Annotated in this window: 10 protein-coding genes; 4 read left to right on the top strand and 6 right to left on the bottom strand. The window is 72.2% G+C overall.

Going from position 1 to position 16,169, the window contains the following annotated elements; translation table 11 throughout:
• Positions 1 to 45: 45 nt before the first annotated feature.
• The 3 genes from OG948_RS06225 to OG948_RS06215 all read right to left on the bottom strand — a co-directional run bounded on the left by OG948_RS06225 (position 46) and on the right by OG948_RS06215 (position 4,702).
• Positions 46 to 1,524, bottom strand: coding sequence for an MFS transporter (locus OG948_RS06225; RefSeq protein ID WP_406294462.1), 1,479 nt, complete (start codon positions 1,522 to 1,524; stop codon positions 46 to 48).
• A gap of 303 nt (positions 1,525 to 1,827) precedes the next feature.
• Positions 1,828 to 3,342 (bottom strand): FAD-dependent monooxygenase, encoded by a 1,515-nt coding sequence (locus OG948_RS06220; RefSeq protein WP_406294460.1) that lies wholly within the window; start codon positions 3,340 to 3,342, stop codon positions 1,828 to 1,830.
• Between the two features lie 124 nt (positions 3,343 to 3,466).
• Entirely contained in the window at positions 3,467 to 4,702 is a 1,236-nt protein-coding gene (locus OG948_RS06215; RefSeq protein ID WP_406294459.1) for an amidohydrolase family protein, read from the bottom strand.
• 335 nt (positions 4,703 to 5,037) lie between these two features.
• Between OG948_RS06215 and OG948_RS06210 the strand changes: the two genes are divergently transcribed.
• From OG948_RS06210 to OG948_RS06200, 3 genes are all read left to right on the top strand, one after another.
• Positions 5,038 to 6,567: an FAD-dependent monooxygenase gene (locus tag OG948_RS06210; RefSeq protein WP_406294458.1), complete on the top strand. Its 1,530-nt coding sequence runs from the start codon at positions 5,038 to 5,040 to the stop codon at positions 6,565 to 6,567.
• Positions 6,568 to 6,683: 116 nt separating this feature from the next.
• Positions 6,684 to 7,955 carry a cytochrome P450 gene (locus OG948_RS06205; protein ID WP_406294457.1) on the top strand — a complete coding sequence of 424 codons (1,272 nt, stop codon included), beginning with the start codon at positions 6,684 to 6,686 and terminating at the stop codon, positions 7,953 to 7,955.
• 5 nt (positions 7,956 to 7,960) lie between these two features.
• Positions 7,961 to 8,164, top strand: coding sequence for a ferredoxin (locus OG948_RS06200; protein ID WP_406294455.1), 204 nt, complete (start codon positions 7,961 to 7,963; stop codon positions 8,162 to 8,164).
• Positions 8,165 to 8,209: 45 nt separating this feature from the next.
• On the opposite strand, the gene OG948_RS06195 is transcribed toward OG948_RS06200, so the two are convergent.
• From OG948_RS06195 to OG948_RS06185, 3 genes are all read right to left on the bottom strand, one after another.
• Positions 8,210 to 8,986, bottom strand: coding sequence for a BTAD domain-containing putative transcriptional regulator (locus OG948_RS06195; protein WP_395873821.1), 777 nt, complete (start codon positions 8,984 to 8,986; stop codon positions 8,210 to 8,212).
• 469 nt (positions 8,987 to 9,455) lie between these two features.
• On the bottom strand, positions 9,456 to 12,938 hold the full coding sequence (locus tag OG948_RS06190; RefSeq protein ID WP_406294453.1) for an AAA family ATPase: 3,483 nt from the start codon (positions 12,936 to 12,938) through the stop codon (positions 9,456 to 9,458).
• A gap of 822 nt (positions 12,939 to 13,760) precedes the next feature.
• Positions 13,761 to 15,059, bottom strand: a complete 1,299-nt coding sequence (locus OG948_RS06185; RefSeq protein ID WP_406294451.1) for an acyltransferase family protein — start codon at positions 15,057 to 15,059, stop codon at positions 13,761 to 13,763.
• Positions 15,060 to 15,381: 322 nt separating this feature from the next.
• Between OG948_RS06185 and OG948_RS06180 the strand changes: the two genes are divergently transcribed.
• The gene (locus OG948_RS06180; protein WP_406294449.1) at positions 15,382 to 15,984 is read left to right on the top strand and encodes a TetR/AcrR family transcriptional regulator; all 603 of its coding nucleotides are present in this window, start codon (positions 15,382 to 15,384) and stop codon (positions 15,982 to 15,984) included.
• Positions 15,985 to 16,169 lie beyond the last annotated feature (185 nt).

The raw sequence follows: 16,169 nt of genomic DNA, 5'->3' as shown, positions 1-16,169 counted from the left end.
TCCTTCCGAAGGGCCGGTCGGCGCCGGACGCGGCACGGGACGCGGTCAGGCGGCGGGCTTGGGGGCGGGGGGTTTGGGGCGGATCACGAAGATCGACACGACGAGTGCGCCGACCGCGAAGACGGACGCGCCGATGGCCGCGGTGGAGATGCCTTCGGTGAGCACGTGGTGTGCGGTCTGTTCGGGATCGAGGCCGGCCGGCGGGTGCTTGGCGGCGTTCTTGCTCGCGGTGCCGGAGATGGTGGCCAGGATGGCCAGACCCAGGCTCGCGCCGACCTGCTGGAGGGCCTGGAGCAGGCCGGAGGCGGCGCCCGCGTCCTTGGGCGGGACCTCGGACAGGATGATCATGTTCAGTGGCATGAAGCTCAGTCCCGAGCCGATGCCGAACAGCAGCATCGGTCCGACCACGCCGCCGGCGTAGCTGCTGGAGTCGTCGATCTGCGTCAGCCACAGGATGCCCAGCGCGACCAGGACGCCGCCGAAGACCAGGATCGGCTTGGGGCCGAACTTGGGCAGCAGCTTGGGCGTTGCCCGGGCGAAGGCGAACTGGCACAGCGCCATCGGCAGGAACGCGCAGCCGGCCTTGAGCGGGCTGTAGCCCATCACGGTCTGCAGGAACTGGGTGAGGAAGAAGAAGATCGCGAACATGGTGGCCGGCAGCAGCAGCATGTTCAGGTACGCGCCGGCCCGGTTGCGGTGCGCGAGCAGGCGCAGCGGGGTGATCGGCTGCGCGGCCTTGGACTCGATCGCGATGAACGCGGTGAGCAACACCCCGGCCAGGACGAGCGCGCCGATGGTCAGACCGTCGCCCCAGCCGTCGGAGGCGGCCCGGATGCAGCCGTAGACCAGGGCGACCATGCCCGCGGTCGAGGTGACCGCGCCCAGGATGTCGAAGCGGCCGGGGTGGCGCTCGGGCTGGCGGATGTACAGCGGTGCCAGGGCGAGGATGCCGATGCCGATGGGCACGTTGATGAACAACACCGCGCGCCAGGAGGTGGCGTCGGTGAGCAGGCCGCCGAAGACCAGGCCGAAGGCCATGCCCGCGCCGGACACCGCCGAGTAGACGGCGAGCGCCTTGGCGCGGGCCGGGCCCTCGAAGTTGGTGTTCAACAGCGCGAGGGTGCTGGGCGCGGCGAACGCGGCGCCCACGCCCTGGAAGGCCCGGGCGGTCAGCAACATCGCCTCGGAGTTGGCGAAGCCGCCGACCAGCGACGCGAGCGTGAACAGCGCGATGCCGGCGATGAAGACCTTGCGGCGCCCGAGGATGTCGCCGGCGCGACCGCCGAGCAGGAGCAGCCCGCCGAAGGCGAGCGTGTACGAGTTGATGATCCAGGTCAGGCCGGTGGGTGAGAAGTCCAGGGCCTCCTGCATGTCCGGCAGCGCGATGTTGACGATGGTCGCGTCCAGAATGACCATCAGCTGGCAGGCCAGGATCACGGCCAGCGCGAGGCCGGGGCGGCGCTCACGTCGTTCGACGGCCGAGACCGGATCGGCCGGTGTGCCAACTGCCGGCGGGGTCGACATGGTGCCTCCACAAGGGGCCAAGAAGGGGGAACGGTGAGCGTGCGCGGGCTCGCGCGTCCGCAGCGATGACCGTTGTGCCGGTCGGGTGTGGCCGGCCGGGGCGAGGCACGCGACGGCACCCCTTCCGGGCCGAAAGCAAACCGGAGGATCTCTCGACTTACGATACGGAGGATCTCTCGACTTTTCAATCGCATCGGCAACACGCGTGTCCGGCCCGGCAATTCGGGCCGAGAACACGGTGCGCCGAACGGGCGAACGGGCGGATCGTGACGCGGGCGCGCCGACCGGGCGAACAGGCGGTCGTTACGCGGGCGCGCCGAGCCAGCCGGTCAGGGCGAGTCGCAGGCCACCGTCCCCGCTCACGCCTTCCGGGCGGATCCAGGCCGCGTACCCGTCGGGCCGCAGCAGCACCGCCGAGGCGGCCGACTCCGGGATCGGGGCGGCCTGCACCACGTCCACCCGGTCCTTCCAGCCGGTGATGTCGAACGGCTCGGCGCCGCCCGCGGACAGGTCCAGGAGCACCGCACGGCCGGTACGCAGCACCCGGTCCACGCTCGTCTCGCCCGCCTCGGTGAGCAGCGTCGCGTCCGGGAAGCGCTCGCCCAGCAGGGCGTGCCCGCCCACCTCGGCGGCGGCGCCCCCGTCCGCGCCGATCCCGGACCGCTCCGCGACCGGGTAGCGGATGTCCACTCCCGCCATCATGTGCACCAGATGCCGGCTGACCTCCTCCTGCGCGAGCAACTCGCCCAGCACCTCGCGCAGCGGCTCGGCCTCGGAGAGCGGGAACATCAGCGACAACTGGGCCCGCGTGTTCATCAACACCCGCGCGGCCACCGGGTGTCGTTCGACGGCGTAGGTGTCCAACAACCCTTCCGGAGCCCATCCCTGGATCGTCGCGGCCAGTTTCCAGCCCAGGTTCACCGCGTCCTGCAAGCCGGTGTTCAAGCCCTGGCCGCCGATCGGGAAGTGCACATGGGCGGCGTCGCCCAGCAGGATCACCCGCCCCTGCCGATAGCGCTCGGCCTGCCGCGCGGACGAGCCGAACCGGGACAACAGTTGCGGCGTGCCCAGGTCGAACTCCCGTCCCACCACGTGTCGGATCTGCCGGTGCAACTCCTCCTCGGTGACCGGGACATCGCGCCCGGTCCGGGGCGCGCCGAACTCCGCGACGGTGACCCGGACCAGTTCGTCCTCCAACGGGATCAGCGCGAACATCCCGTTCGGATGCAGTGACGGGTCGATCCGGATCTGCCGCTCCACCGGGATCCGCAGGTCGCCGGTGATGCCGTCGGCCACCGACGGCGTGCCGGGAAAGTCGATGCCCGCCCGCTTGCGCACCACACTGGCGCCGCCGTCGGCCCCGGCCAGGTACGCGCCGGCCACCCGGTACTCGCCGTCCGCCGTCCGCACCGTGACGGTGACCCCGGACTCGTCCTGGGTGAAGTCGGCGACCTCGTGCCCCCGGCGCACGTCCACCCCCAACTCCACCGCGCGCTCCTCCAGATGCTGTTCGATCCGGCGTTGCGGCACCCGGCGCGGCACCAGGTGTTCCTCCAGCCCGGTGAAGCGCAACATGCCGAAACCGAAGTGCTTGATCGGTGCGTACTCGAACACCGGTGCGGCCAGGCCGCGTTGCTCCAACGCCCGGATCGAGCCGTACTGCAGCCCGAGCGCCCGGGACCACCCCGGCGGCTCCACCAATCGCTCCAGCACGATCGTGCGCACGCCGACCAGCGCCAGCTCACAGGCCAACATCAGGCCGCTGGGCCCGGCCCCCGCGACGACTACCGTGCGATCGCTGTGCTCGGTGCGTTCCATCTCGACTCCTCGGCGATGTGCGATGTCCGATGTGCGATGTGTGACGAGGGGGTCCGCCGACAGGCGGGTGCGGCCCCGGGTGCCTCGGGGCGAGCGGGCAATCCTGCGCGGGCCCGCCCGGCGCTCAGCGGTGGGCGCGAAGCCGGGATTCGACCTCGGCCGGCGGCAGATGCGCGCGGCCGTCGGCCAGCACCAGCCGGACCGCGCGCAGCGCCGCGAGATCGGCGCGCGGATCGCCGGTGACGACCACGAGGTCGGCGGCGAAGCCCGGGGCCAGCCGCCCGGTGCGATCACCCAGCCCGAGCCCGTCCGCCGCGTTCGTGGTGGCCATCTCCAACACGTCGGTGTTGGCCAGGCCGGATCGCGCCAACCACTCCAGGCCGGTCACGTAGGCGTCGAAGCGCGCCCCCGCGATGCCGGCGTCGGTACCGGCCATCAGGCGCACGCCGTGCTCGTGCAACACCCGGGCCACGTCCAGCCACGGGCCCATCGCCTCGTGGCCGATCCGCTCCCGGGTCAGGTCGAACGCGCGACTGAAGGTGGGACACACGAACACCCCGCGGTCGGCGATCTCGCGGACCAGGTCGAGCCGTACGTCCGGGCCCGCCGCCGGGCCCGCCTCCGGGATGAACGTGCAGTGCTCCAGGGTGTCCGCGCCCGCCGCCAGCGCGGCCTCGACGCCGACCGCGCCGTGCGCGTGCGCGGCCACCCGCAGTCCCGCGGCGTGCGCCTCGCGCACGACCAGCGCGATCGCGTCCGCGCCGAACTGGCGCTGCCACGCCTGGGGGCCGCCGGGGGTCAGGTTCCCGCCGGTCGCCATCACCTTGAGCACGTCGGCGCCGGAGGCGATGTGCGCGCGGGTCGCCGCGAGCAACTCGTCGTGGTCGGCCACCTCGCCGCCGAGGAACCAACAGTGCCCGCCGGGCACGGTAAGCGGCGTGTTCGCGGCGAGCACCCGCGGCCCCGGCAGCAGCCCGGCGGCGATCGCGTCCCGCAACCGCCGGGCCAGGCCGCCCCGATCGCCGAGATCGCGCACCGTGGTCACACCGCTGTCCAGCAACTGCCTTGCCCGGCTGGCCATCGCCGGAAGCAGGTCCAGGTCGTCGACTCCGGCCAACGCGGCCACCGGATCCGCGCTCGCGTCGAACACGAGATGGACGTGGCTGTCGATCAACCCCGGCAGGACGCTCGCGCCCGGATGATCGGCCACCGGTGTGCCGACCGGCGCCCGGGCGAGGACCTCGGCACGCGGGCCCACGTCCCGGACCAGCCCGTCCGCCACCAGGACCGCCCCGTCGGGCACCTCCGGGGCCCCCGCGCCGGGCAACACCCGGTCGGCGGCGATGATCCGTGCTGTCATGGACTGCTTCTCCTCGGCACCGTGAGACCGCAACCGCCGGGCGGGACCACGCCCGCGGCAGGCCCTCCCACTGCCTCGCCGGCGGGTGCCCCCGGTCGTTCGCGCCCACTGTCACAGCCGGTTCTAAAGCGACTCTTACGACCGCTCACGCGGCCGGTGCCGGCGGCCCGCCGGGATTGCCCGTCGGGGGCGCCGGGACGGCGCTCCCGAGCCCGGGTGAAGGGCACTCCGGCACGCCCTCGCGAGCCCGGTCGCCCGGCGCCCTTAAGCCCAGCCTTAGCCGTTGCGCTCAAGCTCTGGGCCGACCCCCAACGCCCAGCGCGGAGGAGAAGAGCATGAGCCGCACCGTCGTGATCGCCGGGGGAGGCCCCACCGGCCTCCTGCTCGCGTGCGAACTCGCCCTGGCCGGAGCCGAACCCGTGGTGGTGGAGCCGCGCACCGACGATCCCGAGTTCTCCCCGGGCATGGCCGTGCACGGCCGCACCCTGGAGATCCTGGAACAGCGCGGACTCGCGGACCGCATCGGGGAACACGAGATGTTCGCCTGGCCGCGCACCCCGTTCGCCTTCCACTGGCTCGACCTGACCTCGGTCGGCCCGAACGAATACACCTACGCCTACCCGCAGTGGCGCCTGGAGCGGCTGCTGCGCGCGCGGGCCGGCGAGCTGGGCGTGGAGCTGCGCCGAGGCGTGCGGGTGAGCGACTACACCCAGGACGCGGACGGCGTCACGGTGCACACGCGCGCCGAGGACGGCACCGAGGAGACCTTGCGCGCCGCCTACCTGGTCGGCGCGGACGGCGCGGACAGCACCGTACGACGGTTGGCCGGCATCGAGTTCGTCGCGTCCGGCAAGGAGTACGCCGGGGTGCTCGGCGACGTGGAACTCGAGGAGAGCGAGCACGACACCTTCGACGGCGGCCTGTACCCGGCCGGGGTGTTCGGCGCGCTGCCGCTCCAGCCGGGCCGGCTGCGGCTGATGACGATCGAGTTCGGCGCCACGCCGCCGGCCGCCGACGTGCCGGTGAGCACCGAGGAACTGCTCGACAGCGTACGGCGGGTGCTGGGCAAGGCGCCCCGGGTGGCCACGACGCACTACCTCGCCCGCTACGGCGGCCCCACCCGGCTGGCCGAACGCTACCGGGACGGAAGGGTGTTCCTGGCCGGCGACGCCGCGCACGTGCTGTTCATCTCCGGCACGCAAGGCGTCAACACCGGTCTGCACGACGCGCTCAACCTGGGCTGGAAGCTGGCCGCGACGCTGGCCGGGCACGCCTCGCCCGGCCTGCCGGACAGTTACGAGAGCGAGCGCCGCCCGGTCGGCGAGCGGGTCGCGCTGCACTCGCGGGCCCAGATGGCGCTGATGCACCCGCTGGCCGAGATCACCCCGCTGCGCGACATGGTCGCCGAACTCACCGCGATCGAGAGCGTCAACCGGCACCTGTTGGAGATGACCACGGCGGTCGGCTACCCGGCGCCGGCCGACGCCGACCCGGGTGCCGACCCGCACGCGCTGGTCGGCCGGCGGGTCCCGGGGGTCACGCTGAACACCGGTGCCGGCGACACGAAGCTGCTCGAACTCCTGCGCACCGGACGCGGCCTGCTCGTGGACCTGACCGGCGGCGCGGGCGGCGGGGCCGATCCGGCCGAGGCGATCGCGTGGGCCGACCGCGTCGACATCGTCACCGCGGGCTCCGCCGAACCGGCCCTGGACGCGACGCTCGTCCTGGTCCGCCCGGACGGGTTCGTCGCGTGGGCCGACGACGCGGCCGGAGCCCGGGCCAAGGGTCTGGGCTCGGCCTTGACCACGTGGTTCGGCGAACCCGACGAGGCGGCGTCCGCCGCGCCGGCGGCCCCATCCGCCTGACCCGGACCGCGGCGGCGTGCCCACTCGGCGAGCGATCGACGACGGGCCACCGCACGTGCGGATCCACCCACCGGCGTCGTCCTTCGGGCCGATCCAGGACATGAAGGAGCAGGAGCATGACCGACACCACCCGGACCCAGACCCCGACCCCGGCACCGACCCCGGCATCCGTGCCCGAGGCGCCGGCCACCGTCGACGAGCGCTCGCGGCAGTGGAGCCTGTACCAGCCCTGGCTTCAGCAGGACCCGATCCCGTATTGGAAGCAGATGCGCGCGAGCGCGCCGATCGTGCGCTCCGAGGAGGCGGGCGGCTTTTGGATCCTCACCCGCTATGAGGACATCGAATGGGCGGCGCGCAGCCCCGAGTTGTTCTCCAACGCGGAACTGGTCATCCCGCACCGGCAGATCTTCCCGACCAAGCAGATCCCGATCCAGCTCGACGGCGAGGAGCACCGCAAGTGGCGCCTGACGCTGGCGAGTCTGTTCAACCCCGGGGTGGTCAACCACTTCGCGCCCCGGATCCGGGAGGCCGCCGTGGACGCGATCGAGCCGATCGTGGCCGCGGGGCGCTGCGAGTTCCTCACCGACTTCGGCATCCAACTGCCCGCCGAGACCTTTCTGATCAGCTTCGGGATCGGCCGGGAGCACCTGCGCACACTGCTCGACCACAAGACCTGGCTGCGGCGCGAGGGCATCCCCAACGCCCGTACCGACGAGGATCTGCGAGTGGCGAACAAGCCGCTTTGGGACTTCTTCGGCGAGGCGGTCGATCAGCGCCGCGCGGAGGGCACCCAGGGCCGCCGGGACGTGATCAGCCAACTCGTCGAGGGCCGCTTCGACGGCCGTGAACTCACCCGCGACGAGATGATCAACGCCGCGTTCGTGACCATGCTCGCCAGCCTGGACAGCACCACCGCGCAGCTCGGCCTGATCTTCCTGTACCTGGCCCGCCACCCCGAGATCCAGGATCTGATCAACGCGAATCCCGACCGGATCCCCGCCGTGGTGGAGGAACTCATCCGGCACGAACCGGTCTCCTCGACCGGGCGTCTGGTCACCCGCGACGTCGAGCGGCACGGCGTGACCATGCGCAAGGGCGATCGGGTGTTGTTGTCCTGGGGCATGTCGGGCCTGGACCCGGACGCGTTCGAGAACCCCGACGAGGTGGACTTCGATCGCAACGCCACCCGTCAACTCGCCTTCGGCACCGGACCGCACCGGTGCCTGGGGATGCACCTCGCGCGCCGGATCATCGGCATCGCGGTCGAGGAGTGGCACAAGCGCGTGCCGAACTACCACGTCGCCGAGGGCACCGTGCCGCTGCATCACTACTCGCCCGGCCGGGGGTTGCACAACCTCGACCTCGTGCTCGGCCGGGCACGGGGGTAGCGGGCATGCGCGTCCGGGTGAACTCCGATGCCTGCATGGGGCATTCCATGTGCAGTGCGCTGGCCTCGGAGGTCTACGAGGTCACCGACGAGGGTTTCAACGAGATGGGCGACTTCGAGGTCGACCCGGCCCGACGGGCCGCCGCCCTGCGCGGCGCGCGGGCCTGTCCGGAGAAGGCGATCACGATCGCGGAGGAGCCGACCGTGTGAGTCGCGGTCCGTCGGCGACCCCTTCGGGCCGCCGACGGACCGACGTCAACTCGCGAGTCTGGTGTCGAGTTGCTCGTCGGCGGTCAGGATCGCCAATTGCAGGTCCCGCAACGCCCGTCCCGGCTCCAGGCCCAGTTCGCCGTTGAGCGTCTCTCGGGCCTGCTGGTACACCCGCAGCGCGTCCGCCTGCCGCTCCGAGCGGTACAGCGCCAGCATCAACTGCCGATGGAACACCTCACGCAGCGGGTGCTCGGTGGTCAGCGCGTACAGCGGGCCGACCAACTCCCGATGCAGGCCCAGTTCCAGGTCGGCCTCCACCAGCAACTCGGTGCATTCCAAACGGGCTTCCTCCAGCCAGGTCATGAACCCGCGGATCAGCGGCCCCTGGCCGTACGGTTCCCCGAGCGCCGGCCCGCGCCACAGGTCCCGGGCGGCCCGCAGCGACTCGGACGCCTGGCGGTACGCGCCGACCCGCAGATGCGCGCGCCCCTGTTGCACATGGCGCTGGAAGGTCCACAGGTCGAGGTCCTCCGGCGCCATCCGCAGCAGATATCCGGGCGCCCCGGTGACGATCGGGCCTTCGGGATCGTCCGGCCTGCCGATCAATCGCCTGAGCTGGGACACGTACACATGCAGTGCGGCTGTCACCCGACGGGGCGGATTCTCGCCCCATATCTCGTCTATCAGTTGATCTATCGAGACGACCTGATTACCTCGGATGACCAGTGCCGCCAGCAGTGTGCGCAGTTTGGGCGCGCTGATCGGGGCGCCGTTGCCCGCCTCGTCGATGACGTGCAGTGGGCCCAGGATCGAATATCGCATGACTTCCCCCATGGGTTTCGGTCGAGACGGGCGGACCGGCCGGCTTGGCCGGCCCGGGCGGACCGCACTCGACGCGATGACGGATGGCCGGGGTATCGCGCGCCGTCGGGCGACGTCCCGTCGAGACCTCGGCGCCGGCCGGACTCGGACGCCGGCGGCCGTATACGGAGCCTCACCACGATTGTGTCTCGCCCGGACCCCGGTCACGCCCCCCGGGCACCCCAGCATGCCCCCAGCCATCCGCCCAGGGGTGGCACCGAAACCGGTATGGGAAACCACCGGGCGGGACGGATCCGACCACGAACGGCGGCCCGGCGCCGAGGTCCGGCCGACCCCGGCCGCGGGCCGCCGGGGCGGGGACACGGGAGTGGCTCGGGCCGCCGGTCGCAAGGACGCGAACCGCCCCGGGCCGCCGAGGCGAAGACGTGGGACCGGCCCTGGTGCGGCCGGTCCCGGTGTCGTCGGTCGGTCAGGCGCTCTCGGTGCCGTCCGTCTCCAGGGTGTCGCCCAACTCGGCGCGGGAGTTGATGCCGAGCTTGCGGTAGACCTGACTGAGATGCCACTCGACGGTCTTGACCGTCACGAACAACGTGTGGGCGATCTCCTGATTGCGGTATCCGGCCGCGGCCAGGTCCGCGACCCGGCGCTCCTGGGGCGTCAGACCGGTCTGGCCGGTCCGGCGCGGTTGCCGGCCCCGGGTGCGTGAGGTGATCGCTTCGAGCTCCTGCCGGGCGCGGGCGACCAGCGCGGTCGCGCCGCAACTCTCGGCCAGGTCGGCCGCCTCGCGCAACCGGCAACGGGCCTGCATGTGCTGGTCGTTGTGTCGGTGCGCGATGCCCAGTTCGAGCAGGGTCAGGGTGTGGTCGGGCACTGCCGGGGTGGTGCGGATGTGCTGGAGGGCCTCCTCCAGGATCCGTACCCGGTCGGTACCGCGCGCGGTCTGCGCGGTGGCCCGCAAGGCGCCGGCGATGGTGCGCGGCGCCCCGAACGCGCGCCCGGCGGGCACCTGGGCCTCGGCCAGCGCCCGGGCCTCGTCGGTGCGGCCGAGCCGGACCAGCGCGGTGACCGCGTCGATGGTGGGCAGGAACGCGACCGGGGTCGGCGCGGTCCAGCGATGGAAGAGCGCCCTGGCGTGCAGGATGTCGTCGAGCGCGTTCTCCGAGTGCCCCTGGGCCAGCCGTACTCGCCCCCGGGCGACCAGCAGCGGCAGCAGGGTCAGGGTCTGTGGCGTGTCCAGGTCCGGCGCGTCCTCCAACAGCCGGGCCGCGCCGGTGAGATCGCCCCGGACGGCCAGAGTCGACGCCAGCGCCGCGGTGGCCAGGCACAACACGCTCCCCGGCGGTGGCGGGGCCTCGGCGGCGACGTCCGGATGGATCGCCCGCAGGGCCGTGCGCGCGTCGGTCTCGGCCTCCGCGAGCATGCCGCGCTGCCACCGAACCCAGGCCCGGGAGGCCCGCGCGGCGTCCGCGGCCAGGGTCAGGTTCTGATCGCGCGCGTCGGAGAGGACGCGGGTGAGCAGCGTGTCCGACTCGGTCAGCCGGTTGCAGTGCGCGAGCGCCCCGGCCAGCAGCAGGATGGGATGCAGTTCCCCGTCCGGCCCGGTGACCAGCCTGCCGTACGCGAAGCAGCCCTGGGTGAGCGCGTGTTGCACACGCTCGACGATCTGTTGGGCGGGTCTGCCCTCGCTCAGCGCCTGCACGGTGTCGGCGGCGATGAGCACCCGGCGGATGTCGGCGCAGACGCAGTCGGGCCCCCATCGGGTGGTGGGCACCGGGTTGGTGGCCGGGTCGTCGCACTGGTGCTCGCCGGCCCACTCGCCGAGGCCGGCCAGCTCGCGGGCGGCGACGTGCCGGGTGGCGGGCATCAGTTGGGCGACCACGGTCAGCGCCATGCACACCCGCAGGAAGCCCTCGCCGTCGGGATCGGAGCCGTCCCTCGGCAGGACGGCGGCCAGTTCCTCGCGTAACCCCTGGAGCAGGGTGATCGCCTCGTCGTGCCGGCACGCGGCCACCAGCGCCGAGGCCAGATCCACACCGACCCGGGCCCGGGCCTCGGGATCGGGCGCGGCGTCCAGGGCCTGGGCCAGTCGGCGGCAGGCGTGCCCGCCACGCGCGCGCAACTCGGCCCGACCCAGCGTCGCGCACAACGCCGGCACGGTCGCGGGCGGCGCCGGTTCGTGCAGGGCCCGGCGCAGATAGCGCACCGCCGCTCCGGGGTCGCCGTGGGCCAGGGCGCCGCGCCCGGCCACCGCCAGGACGTCCGCGACCCAGGGATCCGCGGCCGGCGGCACCTCCATCAGATGGTCCGCGGCCTCGCCCGCCGCCTCGCCCCGCAACGTGCCCGCGCCGGTCAGCGCCCGCGCGGCCCGCACATGCGCGCGGTGGCGCAGGCGCAGCGGCAGATCCCGGTACAACGTCTCGCGCACGATCGGGTGGACGAAGCGCAATGGCGAACCGGCGTGCACCATGCCCAGTTCGACCAGCACGCCCACCGCCTCGGTGGCCTCGGCCCGGCTCAACCCGGCGATCTGGCCCACCAGTACCGGATCCGCGGTCAATCCCACGACCGCCATCGCCTCGGCGAACACCGCGACCGGGCCGGGCGACAGCCGCAACCGGCGCACCACGCTGCGCGAGACGCTGCCCGGCGCGAGCCGGGAGACCCGGGCCACCACGTCCCCACGACGACCGTCCTCGGTGGGGGCGTCGATCCCGTCCTCGGCGGGGACCGTACGGACGGACACCGCGCGTTGGGGGTCGTCGCGCTCGGCGCCGCCCCCGGGAGCCGGCCCGGGCACACCGGTGCCCACACCGTCGAACGCCGGGGCGGGCTCGTTGCGCCAGGCCACCGGGAACGTGGAGCCCGCTCGGGAGGTGAACACGCCGGCCCGCCCGGTGCCGGCGACCGGCCCGTCGGCGCGCGCGCCGGATCCCACCTCGACCAGGGCGCCCCGCGCGCGGTCCTCGGAGCCCAGGACCGCCTCGCCGGCCCGTACGCTCCGGTCGACGGCCTTCCCGAAGGCCACCGCCCCGGTATCGCCGCCGGACGCCGAACCGGCCCACGGGCCCACCGGGACGGACACGCAGCGGGCGTCGCCCGCCCGGGACAACACCCGCACCCCCTCGCCGTCCGGGCCGGCCGATTCGGGAACGCCCGCGGCGGGCGAGCCGGGCGCATCGACCGGAACCACGCCGTCCGCCTGGAGTTCGCCCAGCAACTCGCGCAGGAAGAACGGGTTGCCGCCGGTGGCCTCGTGGCACAACCGGGCGAATCCGGTGCCCTGATCGGCGCCGACCACGCGGATCACCAACTCGCGCACACCCGTCTCGGTCAACGGCTCGGCACGCACGACCCGGGCCAGCGGCGAGGACACCATCGCGCGCACCACGTCCGCCTGCGGTCCCCAGCGCATCGACTCGGTGGCCACCGCCACGACCACGGGCAACTCGTCCAGCCGGGTGGCCAGATAATGCAGGAAACGCAGGGACGACTCGTCGGCCCATTGCACGTCGTCGACGACCAGCACCAGCGGCTCGCGGTCGGCGACATTCACGCACAGCCAATACAGACCGTGAAACAACGCCTGCCGTTCGGCCGCGCTGCCCCGCCCGTCGTCGCCCCCGAGCGGAAGCAGACCACCGGCGTATTCGAACAACGGAGCCGACAATTCCGCCGCGCCGGACCACATCGCCGCCCGCAGCTCCGGCGGCGCGCAGGCCAGCAAAGGCTCGAACAATTGGCGCACGATCCCGAACGGAAAACTCTCCTCGAACCGCGAACCCCGGGCCTGGAGAATCCGGAATCCGCGCGTCGACGCCTCTTCGCGCAAGCCCAGGAGCAGCGACGACTTTCCGGCCCCGGCCGCGCCCTCCACCAACAACAATCGGCCCCGCCGGTCCCGGCAGCCGGTCAGCAGCTCCCCGAATATCGCCAACTCGCGTCCGCGTTCCACCAATCCGACCGTATCCCCGTGCATAACGGCACAACTCCATTCCCCCGCGCACACCAAATTCACCCCGGGCACAAGGCTCCGGGAAGGATTCGCCGACCTCGCCGAAGTGGCGACGGGCGGCATGTTCGATCGCACCCGGAACCGGGCGCGGACGAATGCGACGTCGAATGTCGCGATCCGATGCCTTGGGGAGGATCACCCCCCCGCCGGGGCGGGCGGATGGGGCGACTCCGGCTGATTCGGACGCGAGACGAGTGACCCTACGGGCGCGGACAGTGCCCCGGACAGCAGCGGTCGGAGGTGGTGCCCACATGGATCGCTGAGGTGGAGCGGTGTCGAATGAAGCACATCACGATGACCCCTCGAGTGCTGTCAACGTCCTCGGCTGTAGGCCCCGGGTCGGTCGGGCCCGCAGGGTTCAGGTGCGGGATCAGGCTAACCCGACACTCTCTCCGTTTAGCCGTTCGATCCGGCCCGCACGCGGTTTTCGGTCACCCACCAACCGAACGTCTCTTCGATCCGGGCACTCGCGGACACCGTATCCGCCCTGGTCCGCGACGGCCGGACGACGAACGACCCGGTGATCACACGAGTCGTTACGCAACAGGCGGTGGCCGGTCACCGAGTGCAGATCTTGTCTGAAAATCCGCGTTGGGCGTGACCGAGCGTCCAACGGGCGGACACGCTGGGGAAACCGGACGGAAACACAGGACGCCCTCCCCGTGGGTCCGTTGCCCGATGGGCGACGAACGAACGAGGAGGGCGAAAGGTGCGACGCGGACGTCCGCGCCGGTGGTACCGGAGATCTGGGGTGACGGGCCGTCAGTCCACGGTGGACGGCTCGCCGCGAGCGGACGACGCGTTCGCCGCCGGCAGCGTCGAGCGCTGTTCGGACGACCCGGCGCCCGGACCGCCGCGCGGATCGGACGCGGAACCCGTACCGCCTCCGGAATCGGACCCGGCGCCCGGTCCGCCTCGGGAATCGGGCTCGGCGGCCGGCTCGATCGGGGCGGGCCGCCGCCTCGGCCGGGCGAATCGCGCCATCGCGGGCTGCTCCACCACGGCGTGCAGCACCGCGCTCAACGCCAGCGCCACCACGAGCAGCGCCGCCAGCACACCGAACGCGCCCGGGGTGCTCCAGGTTCGGTGCAGGCCCAACCAGCGATGCCCGTAGGACAGCACGAGTTGGTGCAACAGGTAGAACGCGAACGAGATCTCGCCGAGCCGGACCACGAACCGGCTGCCGAGCCACGACCGCGCGCCGCGCACGTCGGCGGCGGCCACCGAGGAGATCAACAGCGCGATCGGCACCACCATCACCGCGACGATGGAGAACAGCGTCGACGCGTGCTTGAGCCCCACGAACGCGCCGATCGCCAGCGCCAGCGCGGGCAGCCGACCGAGCGGAATCCACCGACCGCTCAGCACGATCCGGGCCATCAGCATGCCCAGCACGAACTCCAGCATCCGCACCGGCGGGAACGCGTACACGAACCAGAACCTGGGGAAGGACACCGACACCGGCGGGGGGAACATCACGCCGCCCTGGATGAGTTCGGCCACCAGCGGCATCACCGCCACCACCGCCGCCACGCCCGCCGCCGCGGGCCACAGGTAGCGGCCCGGGATGCGCTTGATGCCCACCAGCAGCAGCGGGAACGAGAGATAGAAGAACAACTCGCAAGCCAGCGACCAGGTGGGCGGGTTCACCCCGAGGAAAATCTCCAGGTCGGGAATCCAGGACTGGATCAGCAGCAGGTTCGGGATCAGGACCCTCGCCTCGAGCACCCGATCGGTGGTGCTCAACAAGATCGCGGCGAGTACGACCGCGACCACCGTGTTCGGATACACCTTCGCCGCGCGCCGGCGCCAGAAGGCCCGGGCAGTGTCGCCGGCCCGAGCGGACCAGGTCAACACGAAGCCGCTGAGCACGAAGAAGAAGGCGACCCCCACATATCCGGAACCGCGCACGACATCATTGAAGTCGGCGCTGAAACCGGCGTCCCGGAAGAACCGCTGATCCGAGGCGTGCGCGAGGAACACCATCAGTGCGGCGAAGAACCGCATGCCGGTGAGAGAGGGCAGCGTGCTCTGTTTCTTTGCGGAATCGATTCCGGTCATGGATCGCCATTCCTGTCGGCGGCCCGGCAACGGCGGGCGGTACGGGCGGGGAGCCGATCGACCGCGCCGAGCGCTCCGGGGCGAACCGGTATCACGCGGCGGTCGGTTCGAGCGTGCGGTCGCGGGCTTAAGCCGTTCTTTGCTCGCGCTAATCCCGCCTTTGGGACTCGGCAATCGACCGAAAGGCGGTCCCCCGGCAGGCCCGGTGCGGCACCGGACGCCGGGCCCGCCGGGTACCGTGTACAAAGGCCGTTCGGCCCCCGACGTATCCTGGACGCCCCGTTTCCAGGATTTCGGCAACAGTGCAACCAGGGGATCGGCGATGACGACTGAGCAGCCCCCGGCACGTGCGATGCGCGCGGACGCCCGGCGCAACTACGAACGGCTGATCGTCGCGGCCGGCGAGGCATTCTCCGAGCACGGGCCGGACGCGCCACTGGACGACATCGTGCGCCGCGCCGGAGTCAGCCCCGGCACGCTGTACCGCAACTTCCCGACCCGACACGCACTGCTCGAAGCGGTGTTCCACGACGGCGTCGAGGGGTTGTGCAGCGAGGCACAGGCCCTGCTGGGCGCACCTGTGCCCGAGGAGGCGTTGGCCACCTGGCTGCGCTCGGTGATCGCCTACGCGACCACCTACCGCGGGCTCGCCGCGTCGCTGATGGCCACCATGCTCGAACAGGAATCCACCGCGTCCTCGTGCCACACCCGGATGCGCTCGGCCGGCGCCGCGTTGCTCCTGCGCGCCCAGCAGGCCGGCACCGTGCGCAAGGACACCGACATCTCCGACCTGCTCAAGATCGCCAACGGCATCGCCTGGGCCATCGAACAGGCCCCCAGCGACGCGGGCCAGACCGACCGGCTCCTCGAACTCACCATGGGCGGCCTGCGCACCGCCGAGGCCACACCGGCGCGCGCGGGCTGACCGACCGGCGCCCGGCGCGGACGGAGAACCCGGGCATGGTTCCGGTCCCGGAGCGAGCACCCGGGTACGGTTCGCGGCCGGGGCATCCTGCCCCCGGGCAAGTTTCCGATCACAAGAGCGAGCACTTGTGCGCGTTCCCGGCCACGGCACCCGAGTGCCCGTGTGCGTTTGCCGGTCACGGCACC

Origin of the sequence: Embleya sp. NBC_00888, from assembly GCF_045207655.1 — a bacterium.
Lineage (GTDB): Bacteria > Actinomycetota > Actinomycetes > Streptomycetales > Streptomycetaceae > Embleya.
Note: the sequence above shows the minus strand (reverse complement) of the source record. Positions and strands in the feature narration are given on the sequence as shown.

What these genes read in the sequence shown, in the direction of transcription:
- OG948_RS06210 (WP_406294458.1), top strand. Translation starts at nt 5,038, where the DNA reads ATGAGCCGCACCGTCGTGATCGCCGGGGGAGGCCCCACCGGCCTCCTG.
- OG948_RS06185 (WP_406294451.1), bottom strand. Translation starts at nt 15,059, where the DNA reads ATGACCGGAATCGATTCCGCAAAGAAACAGAGCACGCTGCCCTCTCTC.
- OG948_RS06195 (WP_395873821.1), bottom strand. Translation starts at nt 8,986, where the DNA reads ATGCGATATTCGATCCTGGGCCCACTGCACGTCATCGACGAGGCGGGC.
- OG948_RS06225 (WP_406294462.1), bottom strand. Translation starts at nt 1,524, where the DNA reads ATGTCGACCCCGCCGGCAGTTGGCACACCGGCCGATCCGGTCTCGGCC.
- OG948_RS06215 (WP_406294459.1), bottom strand. Translation starts at nt 4,702, where the DNA reads ATGACAGCACGGATCATCGCCGCCGACCGGGTGTTGCCCGGCGCGGGG.
- OG948_RS06220 (WP_406294460.1), bottom strand. Translation starts at nt 3,342, where the DNA reads ATGGAACGCACCGAGCACAGCGATCGCACGGTAGTCGTCGCGGGGGCC.
- OG948_RS06180 (WP_406294449.1), top strand. Translation starts at nt 15,382, where the DNA reads ATGACGACTGAGCAGCCCCCGGCACGTGCGATGCGCGCGGACGCCCGG.
- OG948_RS06200 (WP_406294455.1), top strand. Translation starts at nt 7,961, where the DNA reads ATGCGCGTCCGGGTGAACTCCGATGCCTGCATGGGGCATTCCATGTGC.
- OG948_RS06205 (WP_406294457.1), top strand. Translation starts at nt 6,684, where the DNA reads ATGACCGACACCACCCGGACCCAGACCCCGACCCCGGCACCGACCCCG.